This is a genomic window from Gardnerella sp. c23Ub_4, from assembly GCF_055804115.1.
This window is the reverse complement of record NZ_JANUYO010000001.1, coordinates 1,123,515-1,141,055: the sequence shown is the minus strand read 5'-3', so window position 1 is coordinate 1,141,055 and position 17,541 is coordinate 1,123,515. Positions and strand designations below refer to the sequence as shown.

Annotated in this window: 17 protein-coding genes; 13 read left to right on the top strand and 4 right to left on the bottom strand. The window is 38.0% G+C overall.

Translation table 11 applies throughout. The features are described from left to right. Positions 1 to 228 precede the first annotated feature (228 nt). The 9 genes from NYP67_RS04545 (at position 229) to NYP67_RS04505 (ending at position 8,069) form a co-directional block, all read left to right on the top strand. A complete protein-coding gene (locus NYP67_RS04545; protein ID WP_016831259.1) occupies positions 229 to 1,113 on the top strand; it encodes a GIY-YIG nuclease family protein in 885 nt (294 codons plus the stop codon). Positions 1,114 to 1,410: 297 nt separating this feature from the next. Then, positions 1,411 to 1,758: a hypothetical protein gene (locus NYP67_RS04540; protein WP_102704549.1), complete on the top strand. Its 348-nt coding sequence runs from the start codon at positions 1,411 to 1,413 to the stop codon at positions 1,756 to 1,758. A 214-nt stretch (positions 1,759 to 1,972) separates the two neighbouring features. Then, a complete protein-coding gene (locus NYP67_RS04535; RefSeq protein WP_032815546.1) occupies positions 1,973 to 2,827 on the top strand; it encodes an Abi family protein in 855 nt (284 codons plus the stop codon). A 78-nt stretch (positions 2,828 to 2,905) separates the two neighbouring features. Next, entirely contained in the window at positions 2,906 to 4,384 is a 1,479-nt protein-coding gene (locus NYP67_RS04530; protein WP_115761907.1) for an Lsa family ABC-F type ribosomal protection protein, read from the top strand. Positions 4,385 to 5,516: 1,132 nt separating this feature from the next. Beyond that, positions 5,517 to 5,696 carry a hypothetical protein gene (locus NYP67_RS04525; protein WP_004123693.1) on the top strand — a complete coding sequence of 60 codons (180 nt, stop codon included), beginning with the start codon at positions 5,517 to 5,519 and terminating at the stop codon, positions 5,694 to 5,696. Between the two features lie 118 nt (positions 5,697 to 5,814). Next, positions 5,815 to 6,207, top strand: coding sequence for a hypothetical protein (locus NYP67_RS04520; protein ID WP_016828761.1), 393 nt, complete (start codon positions 5,815 to 5,817; stop codon positions 6,205 to 6,207). 4 nt (positions 6,208 to 6,211) lie between these two features. Then, a complete protein-coding gene (locus NYP67_RS04515; RefSeq protein WP_016828760.1) occupies positions 6,212 to 7,084 on the top strand; it encodes an ABC transporter ATP-binding protein in 873 nt (290 codons plus the stop codon). Further along, on the top strand, positions 7,053 to 7,703 hold the full coding sequence (locus NYP67_RS04510; RefSeq protein ID WP_004114692.1) for a hypothetical protein: 651 nt from the start codon (positions 7,053 to 7,055) through the stop codon (positions 7,701 to 7,703). Before NYP67_RS04515 ends, NYP67_RS04510 begins: the two co-directional genes overlap by 32 nt. A gap of 3 nt (positions 7,704 to 7,706) precedes the next feature. After that, on the top strand, positions 7,707 to 8,069 hold the full coding sequence (locus tag NYP67_RS04505) for a thioredoxin (RefSeq protein ID WP_248901207.1): 363 nt from the start codon (positions 7,707 to 7,709) through the stop codon (positions 8,067 to 8,069). Here the strand turns inward: NYP67_RS04505 and NYP67_RS04500 are convergent. The 3 genes from NYP67_RS04500 to tkt all read right to left on the bottom strand — a co-directional run bounded on the left by NYP67_RS04500 (position 8,066) and on the right by tkt (position 11,987). Beyond that, on the bottom strand, positions 8,066 to 8,287 hold the full coding sequence (locus NYP67_RS04500) for a hypothetical protein (RefSeq protein WP_004138138.1): 222 nt from the start codon (positions 8,285 to 8,287) through the stop codon (positions 8,066 to 8,068). The two genes, NYP67_RS04505 and NYP67_RS04500, sit on opposite strands and share 4 nt — an antisense overlap. 286 nt (positions 8,288 to 8,573) lie before the next feature. Next, positions 8,574 to 9,677, bottom strand: a complete 1,104-nt coding sequence (gene tal, locus NYP67_RS04495; protein ID WP_016798447.1) for a transaldolase — start codon at positions 9,675 to 9,677, stop codon at positions 8,574 to 8,576. Between the two features lie 210 nt (positions 9,678 to 9,887). Beyond that, positions 9,888 to 11,987: a transketolase gene (gene tkt / locus NYP67_RS04490; protein ID WP_473411207.1), complete on the bottom strand. Its 2,100-nt coding sequence runs from the start codon at positions 11,985 to 11,987 to the stop codon at positions 9,888 to 9,890. A 343-nt stretch (positions 11,988 to 12,330) separates the two neighbouring features. Here tkt and hrcA point away from each other — a divergent pair, with 343 nt between their 5' ends. The 3 genes from hrcA (at position 12,331) to fmt (ending at position 15,600) form a co-directional block, all read left to right on the top strand. Then, a complete protein-coding gene (gene hrcA, locus NYP67_RS04485; protein WP_016801376.1) occupies positions 12,331 to 13,347 on the top strand; it encodes a heat-inducible transcriptional repressor HrcA in 1,017 nt (338 codons plus the stop codon). Positions 13,348 to 13,418: 71 nt separating this feature from the next. Next, entirely contained in the window at positions 13,419 to 14,576 is a 1,158-nt protein-coding gene (locus NYP67_RS04480; protein ID WP_473411206.1) for a DnaJ C-terminal domain-containing protein, read from the top strand. Between the two features lie 43 nt (positions 14,577 to 14,619). After that, complete coding sequence (fmt, locus tag NYP67_RS04475; RefSeq protein WP_415695195.1) at positions 14,620 to 15,600, top strand: methionyl-tRNA formyltransferase; 981 nt, start codon at positions 14,620 to 14,622, stop codon at positions 15,598 to 15,600. Between the two features lie 17 nt (positions 15,601 to 15,617). Here fmt and serB read toward each other — a convergent pair whose 3' ends face one another. Further along, positions 15,618 to 16,325 carry a phosphoserine phosphatase SerB gene (serB, locus tag NYP67_RS04470; RefSeq protein ID WP_415695193.1) on the bottom strand — a complete coding sequence of 236 codons (708 nt, stop codon included), beginning with the start codon at positions 16,323 to 16,325 and terminating at the stop codon, positions 15,618 to 15,620. A 272-nt stretch (positions 16,326 to 16,597) separates the two neighbouring features. On the opposite strand from serB, the gene NYP67_RS04465 reads away from it, so the two are divergent. Next, entirely contained in the window at positions 16,598 to 17,440 is an 843-nt protein-coding gene (locus tag NYP67_RS04465; RefSeq protein ID WP_016635339.1) for an inositol monophosphatase family protein, read from the top strand. The last annotated feature ends 101 nt before the right edge of the window (positions 17,441 to 17,541 follow it).

Sequence of the window (17,541 nt, the reverse complement as noted above, 5' to 3'; positions counted from 1 at the left end):
AGGAGTTCTCTCAATCCACGTCGAGAGTGTCGTATTGATGTCAAAGGCTGATTAGGTGGGTGCATTTTTGCCCTTGTGTAGCAGGGCTTAGCGAGAGTTATCGTTAAAAGGTTTAATGCGTGGCGGCTTTAGGCTGGGTTCTCGAGATTCTAGATGTGATTTAGCTGTTGTTAAAATCCCTACTCTTTAAGTATAATAAGCATAAATCTGTAGATGGTGAGATAGATTATGAATAGCAGCAAGAATTTAAATATATTTTTGATGGATGGCGATGTTACGGGCAGGATTAAATGCACGATGCCTGGCTGGAGCGGTTTAGCATATAAAATTCCTAGAATTTATTTAGATAAATGCAAAGATAGGGAACAGTTAAAACAGAGTGGTGTTTATTTTTTATTCGGTAAGAACAATTTTGATGAAGATGCGGTTTATATTGGACAGGCTGGTATTAGGAAGAATGGCGAAGGTGTTTTGTTTAGAGTCGCTGAACATTTGAAAGATGACTTTTATTTTAATGAAGCTGTTATGTTTACAACTAGCGGTAATTCTTGGGGTCCAACTGAAATAAGCTATCTTGAAAATAAGTTTACTAATTTAGCAATCGATACAAATCGTTATAAGGTTCAAAATGGAAATGATCCTAATCCTGGTAATGTAACTGAAGAAAAGGAAGCTGAATTAGAGATTTACGTTGAGCAGTTTAAGATAATGCTTGGCGTATTAGGATATAGGATTTTTGTGCCGTTAGTGAAAACACCGGAATCTGTAGTTGAAGAGCGTGATGATGAATTAATCTTAGGTCTTTCTAGGAAAATCAAGAGGTCTCAAAGAAATATTGAAGCGTATTGCAAAAGAACTAATGAAGGTTTTGTTGTTTTGGCTGGTAGTCAGATAGAAGAGACGGATTCTGGATCTATACCAGATGTAATCAAAGAACTTAGAGAGCGTTGTAAGCAAAATAATGAGATAAAAGATGGTGTGTTGACTAGGAATTATCTGTTTAAGAGTCCTTCATATGCAGCTTCATTTGTTTTAGGTATGACTACCAATGGTAAAGTTGATTGGAAAACAGAAGATGGCACATCACTCAAAATGATAGAAGAAAACGCTTAAATCTGATATGAACATAGATGTTGCAATCATATACATATTTAATACTGTTGTAAGTAGGTAAAAGTCATATTCTTATTACTTACAAATTTTGTGTTTTATACAGTATGTTGGTTTAGGTGTTATTTGTAGGACGGGAATTAGGCGCATTGACGAACAAATAACGTGCTTTTTTGGGAATTATGATTAAGGCATTTATTAACTATATCTTTTGAAAACTCAATTTGTTGAATATGAAGATTGAAGTAGCATAGTGAAAAACTAATTAGGGCATGATAGGACAGGATTAAATAATGATCCGTGGGAGGAATAGTTGTGAATAAGTTTGAATTGTTTTCTATGATTTATTACGCGTTAAATCATTATTGGAAAGAAAATAAAAGTGAAGAATTGACTTCATTTTTAAGTGATATGAATCCTTTTTTATTTGATGATATTGGCTCTGCTGTTCCTTCTGTTTATGAGAAGTATAGTTTGCTAGTAAATGAAGAGATTAGCATTGATAATAGTTTTAGTATTGCTTGTAAGTATGTTGAAAGTTTAGGTTTGCAGTCTGTAACGGATGCGTTTGCTTGCGTTAGTGAGGATGATTGGAAAGCACGGTGTGTAAAATACATGTCATCAAGTCATAAAGGGCAAAATATTTAGTACTCTGTGATAGTTTGTGTTTTCGTTCTATATTTGTTTATGTTCATGAAGTTGAGTGTAAGACTAAATAATCTTGTTAGAAAGAAAAATTTGTGTTAGTTTGAAAGATTTAATAAAATACTCTCATTGGTGTAGCATATGTAGATAACAGTACCCGACGCGCCTCTTAACAATGCGGACCAAGTCGGGTCTTTTGATTTTTGATGAGAGAAATATGAAGAAATCCTATCAACCTTCTATAAGCATTGATAAGCAAATAGAAAATTTAGTGTCTTTGGGATTAGAGATAAAAGATACAAGTTATGCTAAAGATGTACTTAATAGGGTTTCTTACTATCGCCTCATTAAAGCATATAGTATAACTCTAAAAGAAGATGGTATATACATAGAAGGTACTACTTTTGAGAATATAGTCGAGTTATATCTATTTGATATGGAGTTTCGTCATATTTTATTTTCGTTGATAGAACATATAGAAGTTTATTTAAGGGCTGTAATCACTAATTACTTTTCATTAAAATATGGGAATTTTGGTTATAAGAATCTTAATAACTATGCGAAAAATAATTATCAGAAGAATACTTTAGATGAGTTAGAAAGAGAAATTAATAGGAATAGGAAATCGCCTTTTATACGTAATTTTAAGGATAATTATGATGGAGGGGAGATTCCTTTATATGCTGCTATTGAAGTAGCAAGTTTTGGTACTCTTTCTAAAATGTATAAGAATATGAAGAATGATGATAAAAAAGCAATTGCAACAACATTTGGCGTTGATTACGTTTATTTAGAGTCATGGATTGAAAATTTAGCTTATGTTAGAAATATTTGTGCTCACTACGGTAGATTATATGGTTCAAAATTAACCAAGACACCAAAATTATATAAAGAGTATTTAAAGAAAGGTGTATTGAATAATACTATTTTTGCTAGTATTCTTAATCTTAAAGTATTAGCTGAAAACGAACATTACAAGGAATTTTCTAGTAAGTTATCAAAGATAATTGATAAATATCCGTTAGTGGATTTGAAGCATTTGGGATTTGTTAATAAATGGCAAACCTTTTAACGATAGCTTTTCCTATCGTTAAAAGGTGCACCCACTTTGCACCCAGGGCGGTAAATGATAAGTTTAGGGAGGCGTTTTATGTCAGTAATTAAAATTGAAAACCTCACTTTCTCATATTATGGATATGTAAAACCCATATTTAAAAATGTATCGTTTTCCTTTGATACAAACTGGAAAACGGGATTGATAGGAAGAAATGGAATCGGTAAATCAACTCTATTTAAGTTACTTTTAAATCAAGAAACTTATCAAGGTAAAATAAGCAAGGATGTTGAATTTATTAAATTTCCACCAAATATAAGCGATACTTCAAAATTAGGAATTGAGTTATATAAAGAACTAATATCAGATGAGGAAGAATGGAAATTATTTAGAGAACTCAGTTTGCTAAATGTAGATGAGAACCTTGTTTACAGAGAGTTTGAAACGCTTTCTAAAGGAGAACAAACAAAAATCCTTTTAGCTATTTTGTTTACAAGAGGAGATGGCTTTTTACTTATTGATGAACCAACAAACCATTTAGATATGAACGGAAGAAAAATTGTAAGTGAATATCTGAAAAGTAAAAAAGGATTTTTGCTCATTTCTCATGATAGAGATTTTTTAGATGGTTGTATCAATCATGTTATTTCTATTAACAGGAATTCTATTGATGTCCAATCGGGAAATTTTACATCATGGTATGAAAACAAAGTGATGAAAGACCAATTTGAAATTAGTCAAAATGAGAGATTAAGAAAAGATATTAAACGATTAAAAGAGGCTGCAAGACAAAGTCAAATTTGGTCTGATAAAATTGAAAATACTAAAAATGGTGTGAAAGTATCAGGTGTAAAACCAGACAAAGGACATATAGGTCATCAATCAGCCAAGATGATGAAAAAATCTAAGAATTTGGAGAATAGACAAAACAAGGCAATAGAAGAAAAACAGAGTTTACTAAAAGATATCGAAATAAAGGAAAGCCTATTACTGCATCCGCTACATCATCACAAAAATCCCCTAATATCGGTTAGCAATTTATCAGCATACTATGGAGAAAGACAGATCCTAAGTAATGTAAGTTTTGAGATAAAGCAAGGCGACATAGTGGCTATATATGGGGGTAATGGTAGCGGAAAATCAACCTTGATTAAAATTTTATTAGGTATAAATCACGAGTATACAGGTGAGATAAAATTAGCAGGTAATTTAAAAATCTCGTATATTCCTCAAGACACATCTAATTTAACAGGTAGCCTAAATGAATATATTCACAAGCAAGATGTTGATGAAACATTGTGTAAAACAATTCTAAGAAAATTAGATTTTTCAAGAGAATTATTTGAAATGGATATGAAGAATTATAGTGATGGACAAAAAAAGAAAGTTTTAATTGCTGTAAGTTTCTCAAAGCCAGCTCATATATTTGTTTGGGACGAACCACTGAATTATATAGATGTAATATCAAGAATACAGATTGAGGAAATTATAAAAGAAGCAAAGCCTACACTCATATTTGTGGAACACGATAAGCGATTTGTAGAAGATATAGCTAATAAAATCATACAATTTTAATTAAAATCCAAATCCCAGTTTGTAGTGCCTTAGACTTTTATCATCATACGACATTCCCCTTGTCAGCTTCTTTCCTGCAACGAACGTTAAGGCTCTTTTCTTGATGCATGGTTATCATCAGGGTAGTTTTGATACGTTGAGAGTGTCGTATTGATGTCTAGGGCTGATTAGGTGGGTGCATTTTTGCCCTTGTGTAGCAGGGCTTAGCGAGGGCTATCGTTAAAAGTTTAGTATACGATGGCTGTAAGCTGGCTTTGCGAGATTTTTGAGTGCGATTTTTCTGTATGAGGGAACATGTCTACGCTCTAGGGTTGAGTGCACAGGATGTTAACGTACTTCGCTTGCGTTGAAAGCACACTGTGCTTTCAACTTTGAGCAAGCTCAGCGAATCGAAGTGCATTCGCGAATTATATTTAATCGCTCATGCAAGTCGATTCGCCACTTTGCACCCAGCTGGTGAAGTGGGAAATTGAAGTCATAAAACAAAAATAAGGTAAGATTTCACATATAAGGTGTGGTCGTACCTTATTTTTTGGCATATAACCCGATAATTGAGAAAAATGAGCAATCGTAATAGAGGATAGTCTGCATATTTTCATGTGAATTTTATCTTCAAAATCATACATAATTCGCGATAATTACATGAATTCCAGGATGAAAGTTGGTGGAAATATCTGGTATATATGTGTTATAACATTTTCGTTACAGTGTATTAACAAGACATCATAAATGCTTTACAATTATGGTGAGAGTTGAGAATGCAACATTCGTTTATGATGTTGCGGATTTAGCTCTATAAGAGGTTTTTTACCTGAAAGAGAAGAGATGATTATTATGAAGGAGCTAACGCTAGAAGAATCTCGTTCGATTAGAGCTGGATGGATGTGTGTTGTCTGGGGTTTCATCTGCTGGGGATGATTCTCTAGTTCTGCATGTGATTATATTACCAGATTTCATTACAACAGTATATTAGGTTAGTCTCATTATAGTGTTCTAATTGTAATCTATTTGCGTAATTTAGTATTTGAGAAAATTGATTTGATTGTATGATGCTTTTTAACATTTGTGATTAAATCTGTAGCGTGGAGGCTATGATAGCCTCCACGCCTTGAAACTTTGAGGAGCTCAATAGATGGTGGCTTATCCTTACAATATGCAAAATTTGACTTCAGATTGCGGTATTGCAGTTATCAAATCATTGCTAGAAAATTATCATAGATTTAATGAAAGAAGTTTTAAATCGGTTGTTTCTAGTTTAGATATTGAGCAAGGTTTATCTTTGTTTAATATTGAAGAGGTTTTGAAACAATGAAGATTTTTATAGACAAAGTCTTGGAGTTAAAAAAGACTGCGATGTTTTTTATTGTTACTCATGATGCAATGTTCGATAAAATTGCTGATGAAATAATAGATTTGGATGTGATTAAGAAATGAAAAGCAAAAAATGGATATTTGCAGCTACCATAGTAATCCTAGGTCTTGTCAGTCTGCTGTATGTAGGGTATAAGACAAATAATGTTCGTTTTGGTATGGTTCGTGATGATTTGCCAACACTAGTTTCAGGAGATTATAAGAATAACGATAACTTATCGTTAAAGCCAGGAGTGTATGCTATTTATGCAAAGAGAGGCAAAGGAGAGATACGCTTTGCTGGAAAGCTGTACAAGCTTGATGATGCTCTTTTTGTGCGTGCTCAGAAACAGCCAGGAAATGTTAAAAATGCTGTTATCTACGAAGAGAGTCCTAAAATTTTTATTGGTGAAGATAGTAAGATTTCTGTAAAAGGAGATCGGAAATTTTTAGTTTCATTTGTTAAGAGGTAATCTTATGAAGATATCTCATTTGAAAAAATCATATGGGGGAAAAGTCGTTTTAGATGACATTTCTTTGGAAAGCAGTGCTGGGCAAATTATTGCGTTAGTAGGCAATAATGGTTCAGGAAAAACCACGTTAATGAAGTGCATTGCAAATTTGATAGTTGATTATCAAGGCAATATTGAATTGGACGGTTCACTTTCATTTGCTATTGAGAATCCATCTTTTTATGACGAATTTTCTGTACAGGATAATCTTAGAGTGTTTGCTGCTTTGATGGGGAGAAAAGACTTTAATTGTGATAAATTATTGCATCAGGTGAGTCTCGACGAAGCAAAAAATAAAAAGTTTAAACAATTGTCGCTAGGTATGAAGCAAAAATTAAATATTGCTAGAATATTGCTCTCAAATAGTGAAATTATTCTTCTTGATGAACCTTTCAATGGATTAGATGTTCTTACTATAAAGCAGTTAAAAGACACTATCTTGTCATTGCGCTCACAAGGTAAAAGCCTTGTAATTTCAAGTCATATATTAGATGAGTTAGGTGAAATTGCTGATATTGTATGGTATTTAAAAAAAGGGAAAATTCAAAAAATTGTTAATTTTAATGATAATCTAAGAATTTATAATGTGATTGTTGTAAATGGTGTGGATATTAGTGAATTGCTTTCTAACAGATATGAGGTTTTTTGTCGTAGCAAAGATAACAAAGAATCAACTTTTAGAATTAAATTGCCTAGAGAGGATATTGCCAAGGTTCTTAAATTGCTGATTGAGCATGGGGTACAAATCGTGGAATACAGTGATATTACGCATGATATTAAAGATTTTATGTTGGAGGAAGATGATGATGAAGTACTATATAAAATCAGAAATTATTAAGTTTAGTCATCAGAAGCTTTTCTTATTGTCTTTTGTTTTGTATTTGGCATGTTGCGTGTTTATAGTATTTCAGGCTAAAAGAGGTGCATTTTTATCACAATATAAATTCTTTTCAACGATAACTATACTATTTTTAAGCCTATATCAGATATTATCAATTGGTGAATGGCAAGAGAAGAAAATTATTCATCATTATCTAGAGTATATTCCTAATAGGATTAAATTATTGTGTTTTATATATGGTGAATACGTAAGCATTTATCTAGTCGTAAATTTGGTATTTTTGTCACTAAAATACTCGTCTCTAGGGATAGTTATGCATCAACTGCTCGTATATCCGATAATTTTCCTTTTGTATATTGCTATAAATATGAATCTGTTGATATATTTTGAAAAAGTTGGTGTTACAATGATTCTTTCCTTTATATTATTATGGATATTGCCGAATTTAATAAACATAATATTGTCTCAAACATCCGTGTATTCTTTTCAGATATTTTATTATTTATCACCAGACTCGTTCACCGCTCTTACGTCTGCAACTTGTATTATTGCTCTAATGTATATTGTTGTGTTTTTCCTATTGTCGTTATTACAATTTACGAAAAAGGAGTACTGAGTTATGAAAAGTGTAGTATCTCGTATACTTCCAGCTATTGTCATAATGTTATTCGTTGGTTTTATTGCATATATTCATTTGAGTGGCTTAAGACCCTCATTTTCAGTATTACAGGAGAATAATATCTCAAATCTTAAAACTGGAGAAGTGCTCTATTTTGGTAGTTCAGGCTGTGGAGCATGTCAGGAATTCAATAAAGTTCTAAAAGAATATCAAGATGAAACGCATACTAAAATTTATTATTGGGATGCCACAGACACGAAAATTGTGAGAAAGGCAGCTGAAATAAAGATTTACAAAGCAAATTGGCGCATTTGGTTTATTAATCATCTATCCCAGCCCCATATAAAAGTAACTCTCATTTAAATTTCATCATATTTCTTTTTTAATTTATCCATATTTTCAAGGTCAATCCACTCCTCGCTAAAACCACAGGCAGTGCAAATATACCTATCAACAGGTACTGCCGACATAATTGTATGTCCAGTCATAACATTATTTCCAGTCCCATAAGCCCCAGCAGATCCAGGCACAAATATAATTTCACTTCCCCCACACTTTGGGCATTTTTTCGTATTTTTCATAGATCCTCCTTATTAATCTAATAATGTTCTTTTTATTGTTTTGAAAAATTGCATAAAAATAGGCAGGAACACATACCTATCCATCATATATATTTCTGCCGATTAAAAAATTCTACGTGAAAAGAGACAGCACTACACTGTCTGTCTTTCTCAATTACTTAGCTTAGAAAATAACACTGGGTAGCTTTTTTATTGCGATTGATAAAAACGCAAAACAAAACCGCACATGCAAGTGGATTAGTTCACACATGTGCGGTTTATGTTTAGCTATTACTGATTAATCAAATCAGGCGTTTACGCGATCGATGCCAGACTGTACGTCTGCAATCACGGAATCCCAAGACTTGATGAAGGCGGCAACACCGTCGGCCTCAAGCTTGTCGGTAACGTCCTTAATGTTAATGCCAAGCTCAGCAAGCTTGTTCATAACAGCGTGGCTCTCTTCGTAAGTGCCCTTAATGGAAGCAGCACCGTTGCCGTGATCAGCAAGAGCGTTCAAAGTCTTCTCTGGCATGGTGTTAACAACATGCTCAGCAACCAACTCGTCAACGTACTTGCAATCGGAGTAAGCTGCGTTCTTGGTGCCAGTGGAAGCCCAAAGTGGACGCTGCTTCTTAGCGCCCTTGGCCTCAAGCTCAGCCCAACGTGGGTCGGCAGCGAACTTCTTCTCGAAGAGTTCGTAAGCCAAGCGAGCGTTAGCAACAGCAGCCTTGCCTTCAAGAGCCTTAGCTTCAGCAGAACCGTTAGCTTCGAGGAGCTTGTCAACAGCGCTATCAACGCGGGAGACGAAGAAGGAAGCTACGGAACCAATGTGCTTCAAGTCGTGGCCGTTAGCAGCAGCTTGAGCAATACCTTCGATGAAGGCGTCGATAACCTGCTCGTAGCGCTCGAGGGAGAAGATCAAGGTTACGTTCACGGAGATACCCTTAGCGAGGGTAGCGGTGATAGCTGGAAGACCTTCCAAAGTTGCAGGAATCTTGATCATAACGTTTGGACGATCAACCTTTGCCCAAAGCTCTTCAGCCTGCTTTTCGGTGTTAGCAGTATCGTGAGCCAAGCGTGGGTCAACTTCGATGGAGACGCGGCCGTCAACAAAGTCGGTCTTTTCTGCAATCTCACGGAAGATATCAGTTGCGTTACGAACGTCGGTGGTTGTCAACTCGCGAATAGCGGTCTCAACGTCAACCTTGCCGAGTTCCTTAAGCTGTGCGTCGTATGGGCCAACCTGGCTCAAAGCCTTCTGGAAGATAGATGGGTTGGTAGTAACACCAACAACATTCTTGTTAGCAATCAAATCTTGCAAAGAGCCAGACTCAATGCGGGTACGGGACAAATCGTCCAACCAAATAGAAACGCCGGAATCGCTAGTGCGCTGCGTTGCTTCAGTCATGTTATCTCCTTAACACTGTGCTCCACCAATTGGAACACGTTGGTAGTGTTGGCGTTTTACAGGAAACAGCGGTTGATGTTAAACAATTTGTAGCTTAACATCAACACGCCTTTGCTGTTTCCAGTGAAGTTGCTAAATTAGCACTTCGAGTTTTTGTGATGAATCAATTTTATTTTGACACATCAAGTTTTATTTTGATTACTTGCTATCTTAAGCGCGTGCTTCTTCGATAGAAGCCTTAGCAGCTTCTACTACGTGCTCAGCAGTAATGCCCAAGTCGATCATGTTCTGACCGCCGTCACCCTGCAAGCCGTACTGTTCGATAGAAACAGCCTTGCCGCAATCGCCAAGATACTTGTACCAAGGCAATGCCAAGCCAGCTTCGATGGAAACGCGAGCTTTAACAGACTTTGGAAGGATTGCTTCCTTGTACTCTTCGTCTTGCTCTTCGAACCATTCGAGAGATGGCATAGAAAGAACGCGAGCCTTAATGCCTTCAGCTGCCAAAGTCTTGGCACCAGCAACAGCCCACTGAACTTCGGAGCCAGTAGCCATAATGATTACGTCTGGAGTGCCTTCGCAATCAACCAAAACGTAAGCGCCATGCTTTACGCCTTCGCGAGCCTTCTGAGCAGTTTCTGCGAGAGTTGGAACGCCTTGGCGAGTCAAAATCATAGCGGTTGGGTAGCTGTTCTTCTTCTCGAAGAAGTAGCGGTAAGCTTCAGCAGTCTCGTACTCATCTGCAGGGCGCACAACCTCAAGCTGAGGAATAGCGCGGAAAGCAGCCAAGTGTTCGATTGGCTGGTGAGTTGGACCATCTTCACCCAAAGCTACGGAATCGTGAGTCCAAACGTAGAGGTTTGGAATCTCCATCAAAGCTGCCAAGCGAACTGCTGGACGCTCGTAGTCAGAGAACTGGAAGAATGTGCCGTTGAATGGGCGAGTGTTAGAACCAAGCAAAATACCGTTGGTAATAGCACCCATTGCAAACTCACGCACACCAAAGTGAAGCTGACGACCGTACTCGGAAACGTTTGGCCAAGTGCGAGTTGCATCCTCGGATGGGCCGAAGGAGTCAGCACCCTTAATGTTGGTGTTGTTGGAGCCGCCCAAATCAGCAGAACCGCCCCAAAGTTCTGGCATGACAGCAGCAATTGCGTTAAGAACTGCGCCAGAAGCCTTACGGGTAGCAACCTTGGAACCAACTTCGAAGCCAGCAACCAAGTCGTCAATAGCCTTGTCGAAGCCTTCTGGAAGCTTGCCAGCCTTAAGACGATCGTAAAGAGCAGCCTTATCTGGGTTGGCAGCAGCCCACTTTGCAAGAGCTTCATCCCAAGCCTTGTGAGCAGCCAAACCGCGCTCGGCAACCTTGCGAGCATGAGCCAAAGCTTCTTCGTCGATTGGGAACGAAACTTCTGGATCGAAACCGCAAAGTTCCTTCAAGCCCTTAACAGCTTCTTCACCAAGCTTAGAGCCGTGAGAAGCTTCGTTGTTGGTCTTACCTGGGGTTGGCCAAGCAATCAAAGTATTAACCTTAATGAAGTGAGGCTTATCGGTAACTTCCTGAGCCTTTTCGATAGCAGCAGCCAAAGCCTGAACGTCTTCCTTGTAGGAACTGTCTGGCTGAATGAAGCTAACTTCGTCGGTGTACCAACCGTATGCACGGTAACGAGCAAGAATATCTTCAGAGAAGGTGAGCTTAGTATCGCCTTCAATCTGAATGTGGTTTGCATCGAAGATTACAGTCAAATTGCCAAGCTTTTGGTTTCCAGCCAAGGAAGCAGCTTCAGAAGAAACGCCTTCCTCAACGTCGCCTTCACCACAAATAACCCAAACCTTGTGGTCGAATGGGGAAGTGCCAGCTGGAGCTTCTGGGTCAAGAAGACCGCGCTCAAAGCGCTGACCATAAGCGAAACCAACAGCAGAAGCAAGACCCTGACCAAGTGGGCCAGTAGTCATTTCAATGCCTGGAGTTAAGCCATATTCTGGATGACCAGGAGTACGCGTGTCTGCACCGCCACGGAAATACTTAAGATCGTCAAGAGTTAAGCCGTAACCAGAGAAGAACAATTGCACGTATTGCGTAAGCGAAGCGTGACCGCCAGAAAGAATAAAACGATCGCGGCCAGCCCACTTTGGGTCAGCAGGATCGTGCTTAATGAAGTGCTGGTACAAGGTGTACGCAATTGGTGCCAATGAAACAGGGGAGCCAGGATGTCCGTGTCCTGCTCGCTCAACAGCATCAGCCGAGAGAACCTTCGCCATCTTTACGGCGCGCTCGTCTAATGCAGACCAGTTGAAATCGGTCATGTAATCTACTTTCCTTCCAATAATTCGGGTTTTTGCGCACAGCTTGCGCTGGCCATTACCCTCACATTGCCCTTTAATCCTATCTTTTATATCAGACGAATTTTTAACAAAGTGTGTCAAAAGTTAACAAAAGTTTATATTTATAGTTAGTTGTTATTCTGTAAAAGTGATTTATTAAAAATACTTAATAATACTTAATCACATATTGTTATCACATATTATTTTGGCATATATAATAGTTAGCAGTGAATTAATAAACGATTAGTGCTATTTATAAAAATTATTAGCGCTATTTAATCGAGTTTGATGTTTTAATAAAGGAGAATCAATGCAATCACGACGCATGATGATATTGCGTGCGGTTGTTGAAGATTATATTCGTTCGCATGAGCCTGTTGGGTCTGCATCTTTAGCTAAAAATCACAAATTAGGCGTTAGTTCTGCAACGATTCGCAACGATATGTCTCTTCTAGAAGAAGAAGGCTACTTGATTCAGCCACATACTTCTGCTGGAAGAATTCCTACAGAAAAAGGCTACAGGTATTTTGTTGATGGCTTAGCTGCGTTAATCCCGCTTTCTAATGCGCAAAGACGAGGGATTCGCACGTTTTTAAGTGGATCTGTTAGTTTACAAGACACTCTACAACGCTCAGCGCGACTTCTTGCAAGCATAACTGGTCAAGTCGCACTCGTTGCGTCTCCTGCATTGTCGAAGTCAAAAGTAAAAAGAATTGAGATTGTTCAAGTATCGTCTTCAACTCTTCTAGTTGTTGTTATTACAGACGCTGGAGGAGTTGCGCAACACATGATTCAAGCCTCTAACATAAATCCAGACGACTTATTGCATTTAGTTAATATGGTTAATGAGAGCTGCGTTGGAGCCTCTCTTTTAGATGCTTCTAAGCGTGTTTATTTGCTTGCAAATCGCAAGGATTTAGCGTCTGCTTTGCAAGTTATTAGTCAACTTGCTAACGCATTAGAAGATATGCATAATGGCGAGCATTCTCACGATTTGTATATGGCTGGAGCTTCTCAACTTGCGCATAGACAAAATATTGGCGATTTTGCGTCTCTTTTTGACGCTTTAGAAGAGCAAGCTGTTATTATGCGTTTAATGACTTCGCTAAGTGAGGAGGCAAATGATTGCGCAAGTGGCGTTAGCGTTGCAATAGGCTCGGAAACTCACACGCCTGGTCTTTTAAATGCTTCTGTTGTAACAAGCGCTTACGGATACAATTCAGATTCCGATTCGGCGTTTATTGGCTCAATCGGACCTACGCACATGGATTATGCTGCAACAATGACGGCTGTTAAAGCTGTAGCAAAATATCTTAATACGTTTATATCTGAAAATTCATAAAAGCAAATTCATAAAAACTAGCTGGCTGTGCCTTATGCAAAAATAATTTTAGAACATAAAAGGGGAGTTAAGTGACTGACTATTACAAGATTTTAGGTGTTGATTCTAACGCTAGCGACGATGAGATTCGCAAAGCTTATAGAAAGTTAAGTCGAAAGTATCATCCAGATATTGCAGGTCCTGAGTTTGAAGACAAGTTCAAGGAAGTTAACGCTGCATACGACGTTTTGTCTAATCCAGAAAAACGCAAAATGGTAGATATGGGCGTAGATCCAAACAATTTATCGGCATCGGGTGCTGGTGCTGGCGCTGGCGCGTATGCCAATATGAATATGGATATGGGAGATATTCTAAACCAGTTCTTCTCTGGGTCTTTTGGTGCTAATGCTGGATCTCCTATTCCGCGCGTTAATCGCGGTGAAGATTCGCTAACAGAAGTTAAGGTTGACCTTAAAACTGTTGTTTTTGGCGGAAACGCTAAGGTTCATGTTTCAACTTTCGGTCTTTGCCAAGATTGTGCTGGAAAAGGTTCGGCAGATAAAACAGATCCTGTAACTTGCTCAGAGTGCAATGGTGCTGGTTTTGTGCAACGAGTTACTCGCACAATGTTTGGTCAAATGATGTCTTCGGAGCCGTGCCGTGCATGTGAAGGCCACGGAACGATTATTAAAAATGTTTGCCCAAATTGCCACGGCCATGGTCGCGTTCGTACTTCTCGAGAAGTTGGAATCACGATTCCTGCTGGAATTAAAGACAATTCTCGCTTACGACTTGCGTCTCAAGGAGCAATAGGCGAATGTGGTGGTCCTGCTGGCGATTTGTATGTTGACGTTCGCATTCGTAAAGACGAGCAATTTACTAGAGACTTAAACGATTTACATTGCTGGATTGACGTTCCAATGAGCTGGGCTGTGCTTGGTCACAATGTTGATATTGATACTTTTGATGGCAAAAAGAGTGTTGAAATTCCTGCTGGAACGCAAAACGAAGACACGATTCCTCTTTACGATTTGGGTGTTACTGTTTTTGGAAGTAAAGATAGAGGAAATATTATTGTTCACATTCTTGTTAATATTCCAACAAAGCTTAGCGAAGAAGAGCGTAGTTTGATTGAAAAGTTTGCAAACTTGCACGATGAAAAAGTTAGAGAAGTAAAGCAACATGCTATTGCAGAGCCAGTGGGCAATAAAAAGGGATTCTTTAGCAAGCTAAAAGATGCATTTTGCTAGGATTTAGGATTTTACGGATTCTTATATTTTAAGGAGTTAACTTATGGTATTGCCTATTTTATTTGCTGGAACTCCAGATGTTGCTGTTGCTCCTTTGCGCGCGCTTGTTGAAGATAAAGAGCATTTTGATGTGCGAGCTGTTCTTACTCGCCCAGACGCTCCGACTGGTAGAGGTAGAAAGCTTGTTCCTAGTGCTGTTAAAAAAGCTGCGATTGAGCTTGGAATTCCTGTTCTAGAGGTTAATCCTAGCAATGAGCAAGAGTGCGTGAGTGCTCTAAAAGCTACTGGCGCAAGGATTGCGGCCGTTGTTGCATATGGAAAGATTCTTAGGCAGTCTGTTTTAGATGCTCTTCCTTTAGGATGGTACAACTTGCATTTTTCGCTTCTTCCGCAGTGGCGAGGTGCTGCTCCTGTTCAGCGCGCAATATGGGCTGGAGACGATATTACAGGTGCAACAGTTTTTAAGATTACGCGCGGAATGGATGAAGGTCCGATTCTTGCACAAATGACTACAAAGATTGGACCACACGAAACAGCTGGCGATTTGCTCACGCGATTAAGCAATGATGGCGCAAATCTTCTTTGCTCTGCTCTTGTTGGCATGGAATCTGGTCAAATTGTTCCTGTTGAGCAAGACTCTACGCCTTGCCAAATTGCTCAAAAAATCACTGTTGAAGATGCTCATATTCGTTTTGATATTCCATCATTTGCAATCGATAGGCAGATTCGCGCTTGCACGCCAAATCCTGGAGCTTGGTGCAATCTGCATGTTGATTCTAGTGATTTGCAAACAATCACTTTGCACGTTCTTGCTTGCGCATTAGCAAAAGATGAAGATATTGAATTACATAGTCTAAACGAGCTTAAACATGGGCAGATTCTTGCAAAAAAGCACAATGTTTGGGTTGGATGTGCAAGTGGAGCTATTGAGCTTTTAGAAGTTAAAGCGCAAGGTAAAAAAGCTATGAATGCTGCAGATTGGGCAAGAGGAGCGCACTTAAGTAGTGAATCCTACTTGGATTAAAAGTTAGTGAGTAAACGTTAATTTAGTAAATCTAAAACTAGGCTTAGGTCTCGCGTATCTATGCTTGCTTTAGCTTGACTTTTTAATAACTGCTTTGCGCAAAATGCTACGCCTAATCCTGCTGTTTTAATCATATCTATATCGTTAGCGCCGTCTCCTATTGCAACGCTTTGAGCAATATCAATATTGTTCTTGCGCGCCCAATTAGTCAATGCTTTTGCTTTATATTGACGATTTACTATTGGATCAATAACTTTTCCACTTAGTTTAGAATCTACGACTTCTAGATTGTTTGCAACCCAAAAGTCTATGTTTAGTTTTGGCAAAAAATCGTCTAAAACTTGCTTGAATCCGCCGCTAACAGCTCCAACTTTCCATCCAAAAGAGTGCAATGTGCTAATAAGCTTTTTAGCTCCATTTGTTACATGAATATTCTGAGCAACTTGTTTAACGCAAGAATAGTCAAGTCCCTTAAGCATAGAAACTCTTAGCTTTAGCGACGTATTAAAGTCCATTTTTCCTTGCATTGCTTTAGATGTTATGTATGCTAAATCGCAGCCAACTCCAGCAATATCTCCTAATAAATCTATAACTTCTTCTTCAATAAGAGTGGCGTCTACATCTAAAACAAGAAGCCCTGGTTTTTTTAGTGAAGGAGTATGTGAAGGAGTGTTTGAAGGAGTGTTAATTAAGTTTTGTGTTTTTAAGTCTGGTACTTTAGTCATGTTATAATCTTTTAAGAGAGATGTTAGGTTTAAATTAATTCTAAGGCTGGTTTAAGAAATTTAGGATTTTGTTTCGCTACGCGTTTTTGCATGTGAATCTTTTCTATAAAACTATTAAATGTGAAAGTTTATTGATTTTATTTGAATATTGCGTGTGGAAGTTTGGTTTAATTTGATTAGTTGAGTAAAATAGTTGCAGATTTATGGATAGTTGCAGATTTTTGGAATAGATAAATAATCAAAATGTGGGGAATTAAAGAGGTGAGTAAAGTATGGCAAGTATGAATTTACGCGATGTTGCTCTTGAAGTTGCTAGAATATTGGAAGATGTTGGCAAGCACGCTTATCAAGACCAATTAAATCCTCGAGATATGGCAAGCATGATGGTTTTGGGGGATCCTAATCAAGCAGATTCTGGTTTTGGAGATAAGCTCGTACGCTTTATTGAAAATCGTCTTACGTACATAAACACATTCCAGGGATTTTGGCGTAATCGTCCAGAAAATTGCAATATTGGTGATCGTTTTTGGTGCGTTGGAAATATTGACGGTGCTATTAACTTTAATCGAGATATGGCAGAGTGGACTCTAACTGTTTCGCTTTTTGAGTTCAACGATCAAGGCTCCGCAAGGCCTGTTCTTGGAGTTGTTCATGCTCCAGCTCTTGGTCTTACTTATTTAGCAGCTAAAGGCCAGGGTGCTATTCGTATTCGTAAAACTCCTAATGGAGAAAAGCGAGAGAAAATCACTCCTTCTACAACATCAACATTGCACGGTTCTGTTGTTTGCTACGGAATGTCTTATATTCCAGGCGAATCTAAAAGAGCTTTGGATGTTGTTTCTTCGCTTGAGGAAGAATGTCCAGCAGATATTAAGCGCATTGGCCCTGCTTCTCTTGATTTATGCAAGGTTGCTGATGGCACTTACGACGCTTATTTTGAGCCGCATCTTCACGAGTGGGATATTCCAGGCGTTTCCGCTGGTGCTGTTGTTGTTAAAGAGGCTCAAGGTCATGTTCGACAATGGAATGGTGACTCAATCCATTGGAGACGCGAAAACGACGTTATTGCTTCGAATGGTTTAATAAATAAAGAACTTCAAAATTATTTGCGATAAATTAGAGTTAAAAATCTTAGCAATTGTTTGCATGATTTTTAATATTAAAGCTTTAATTTTGAGAAAAACATTTATGCAATCGTTATCATTAAATAGACAAT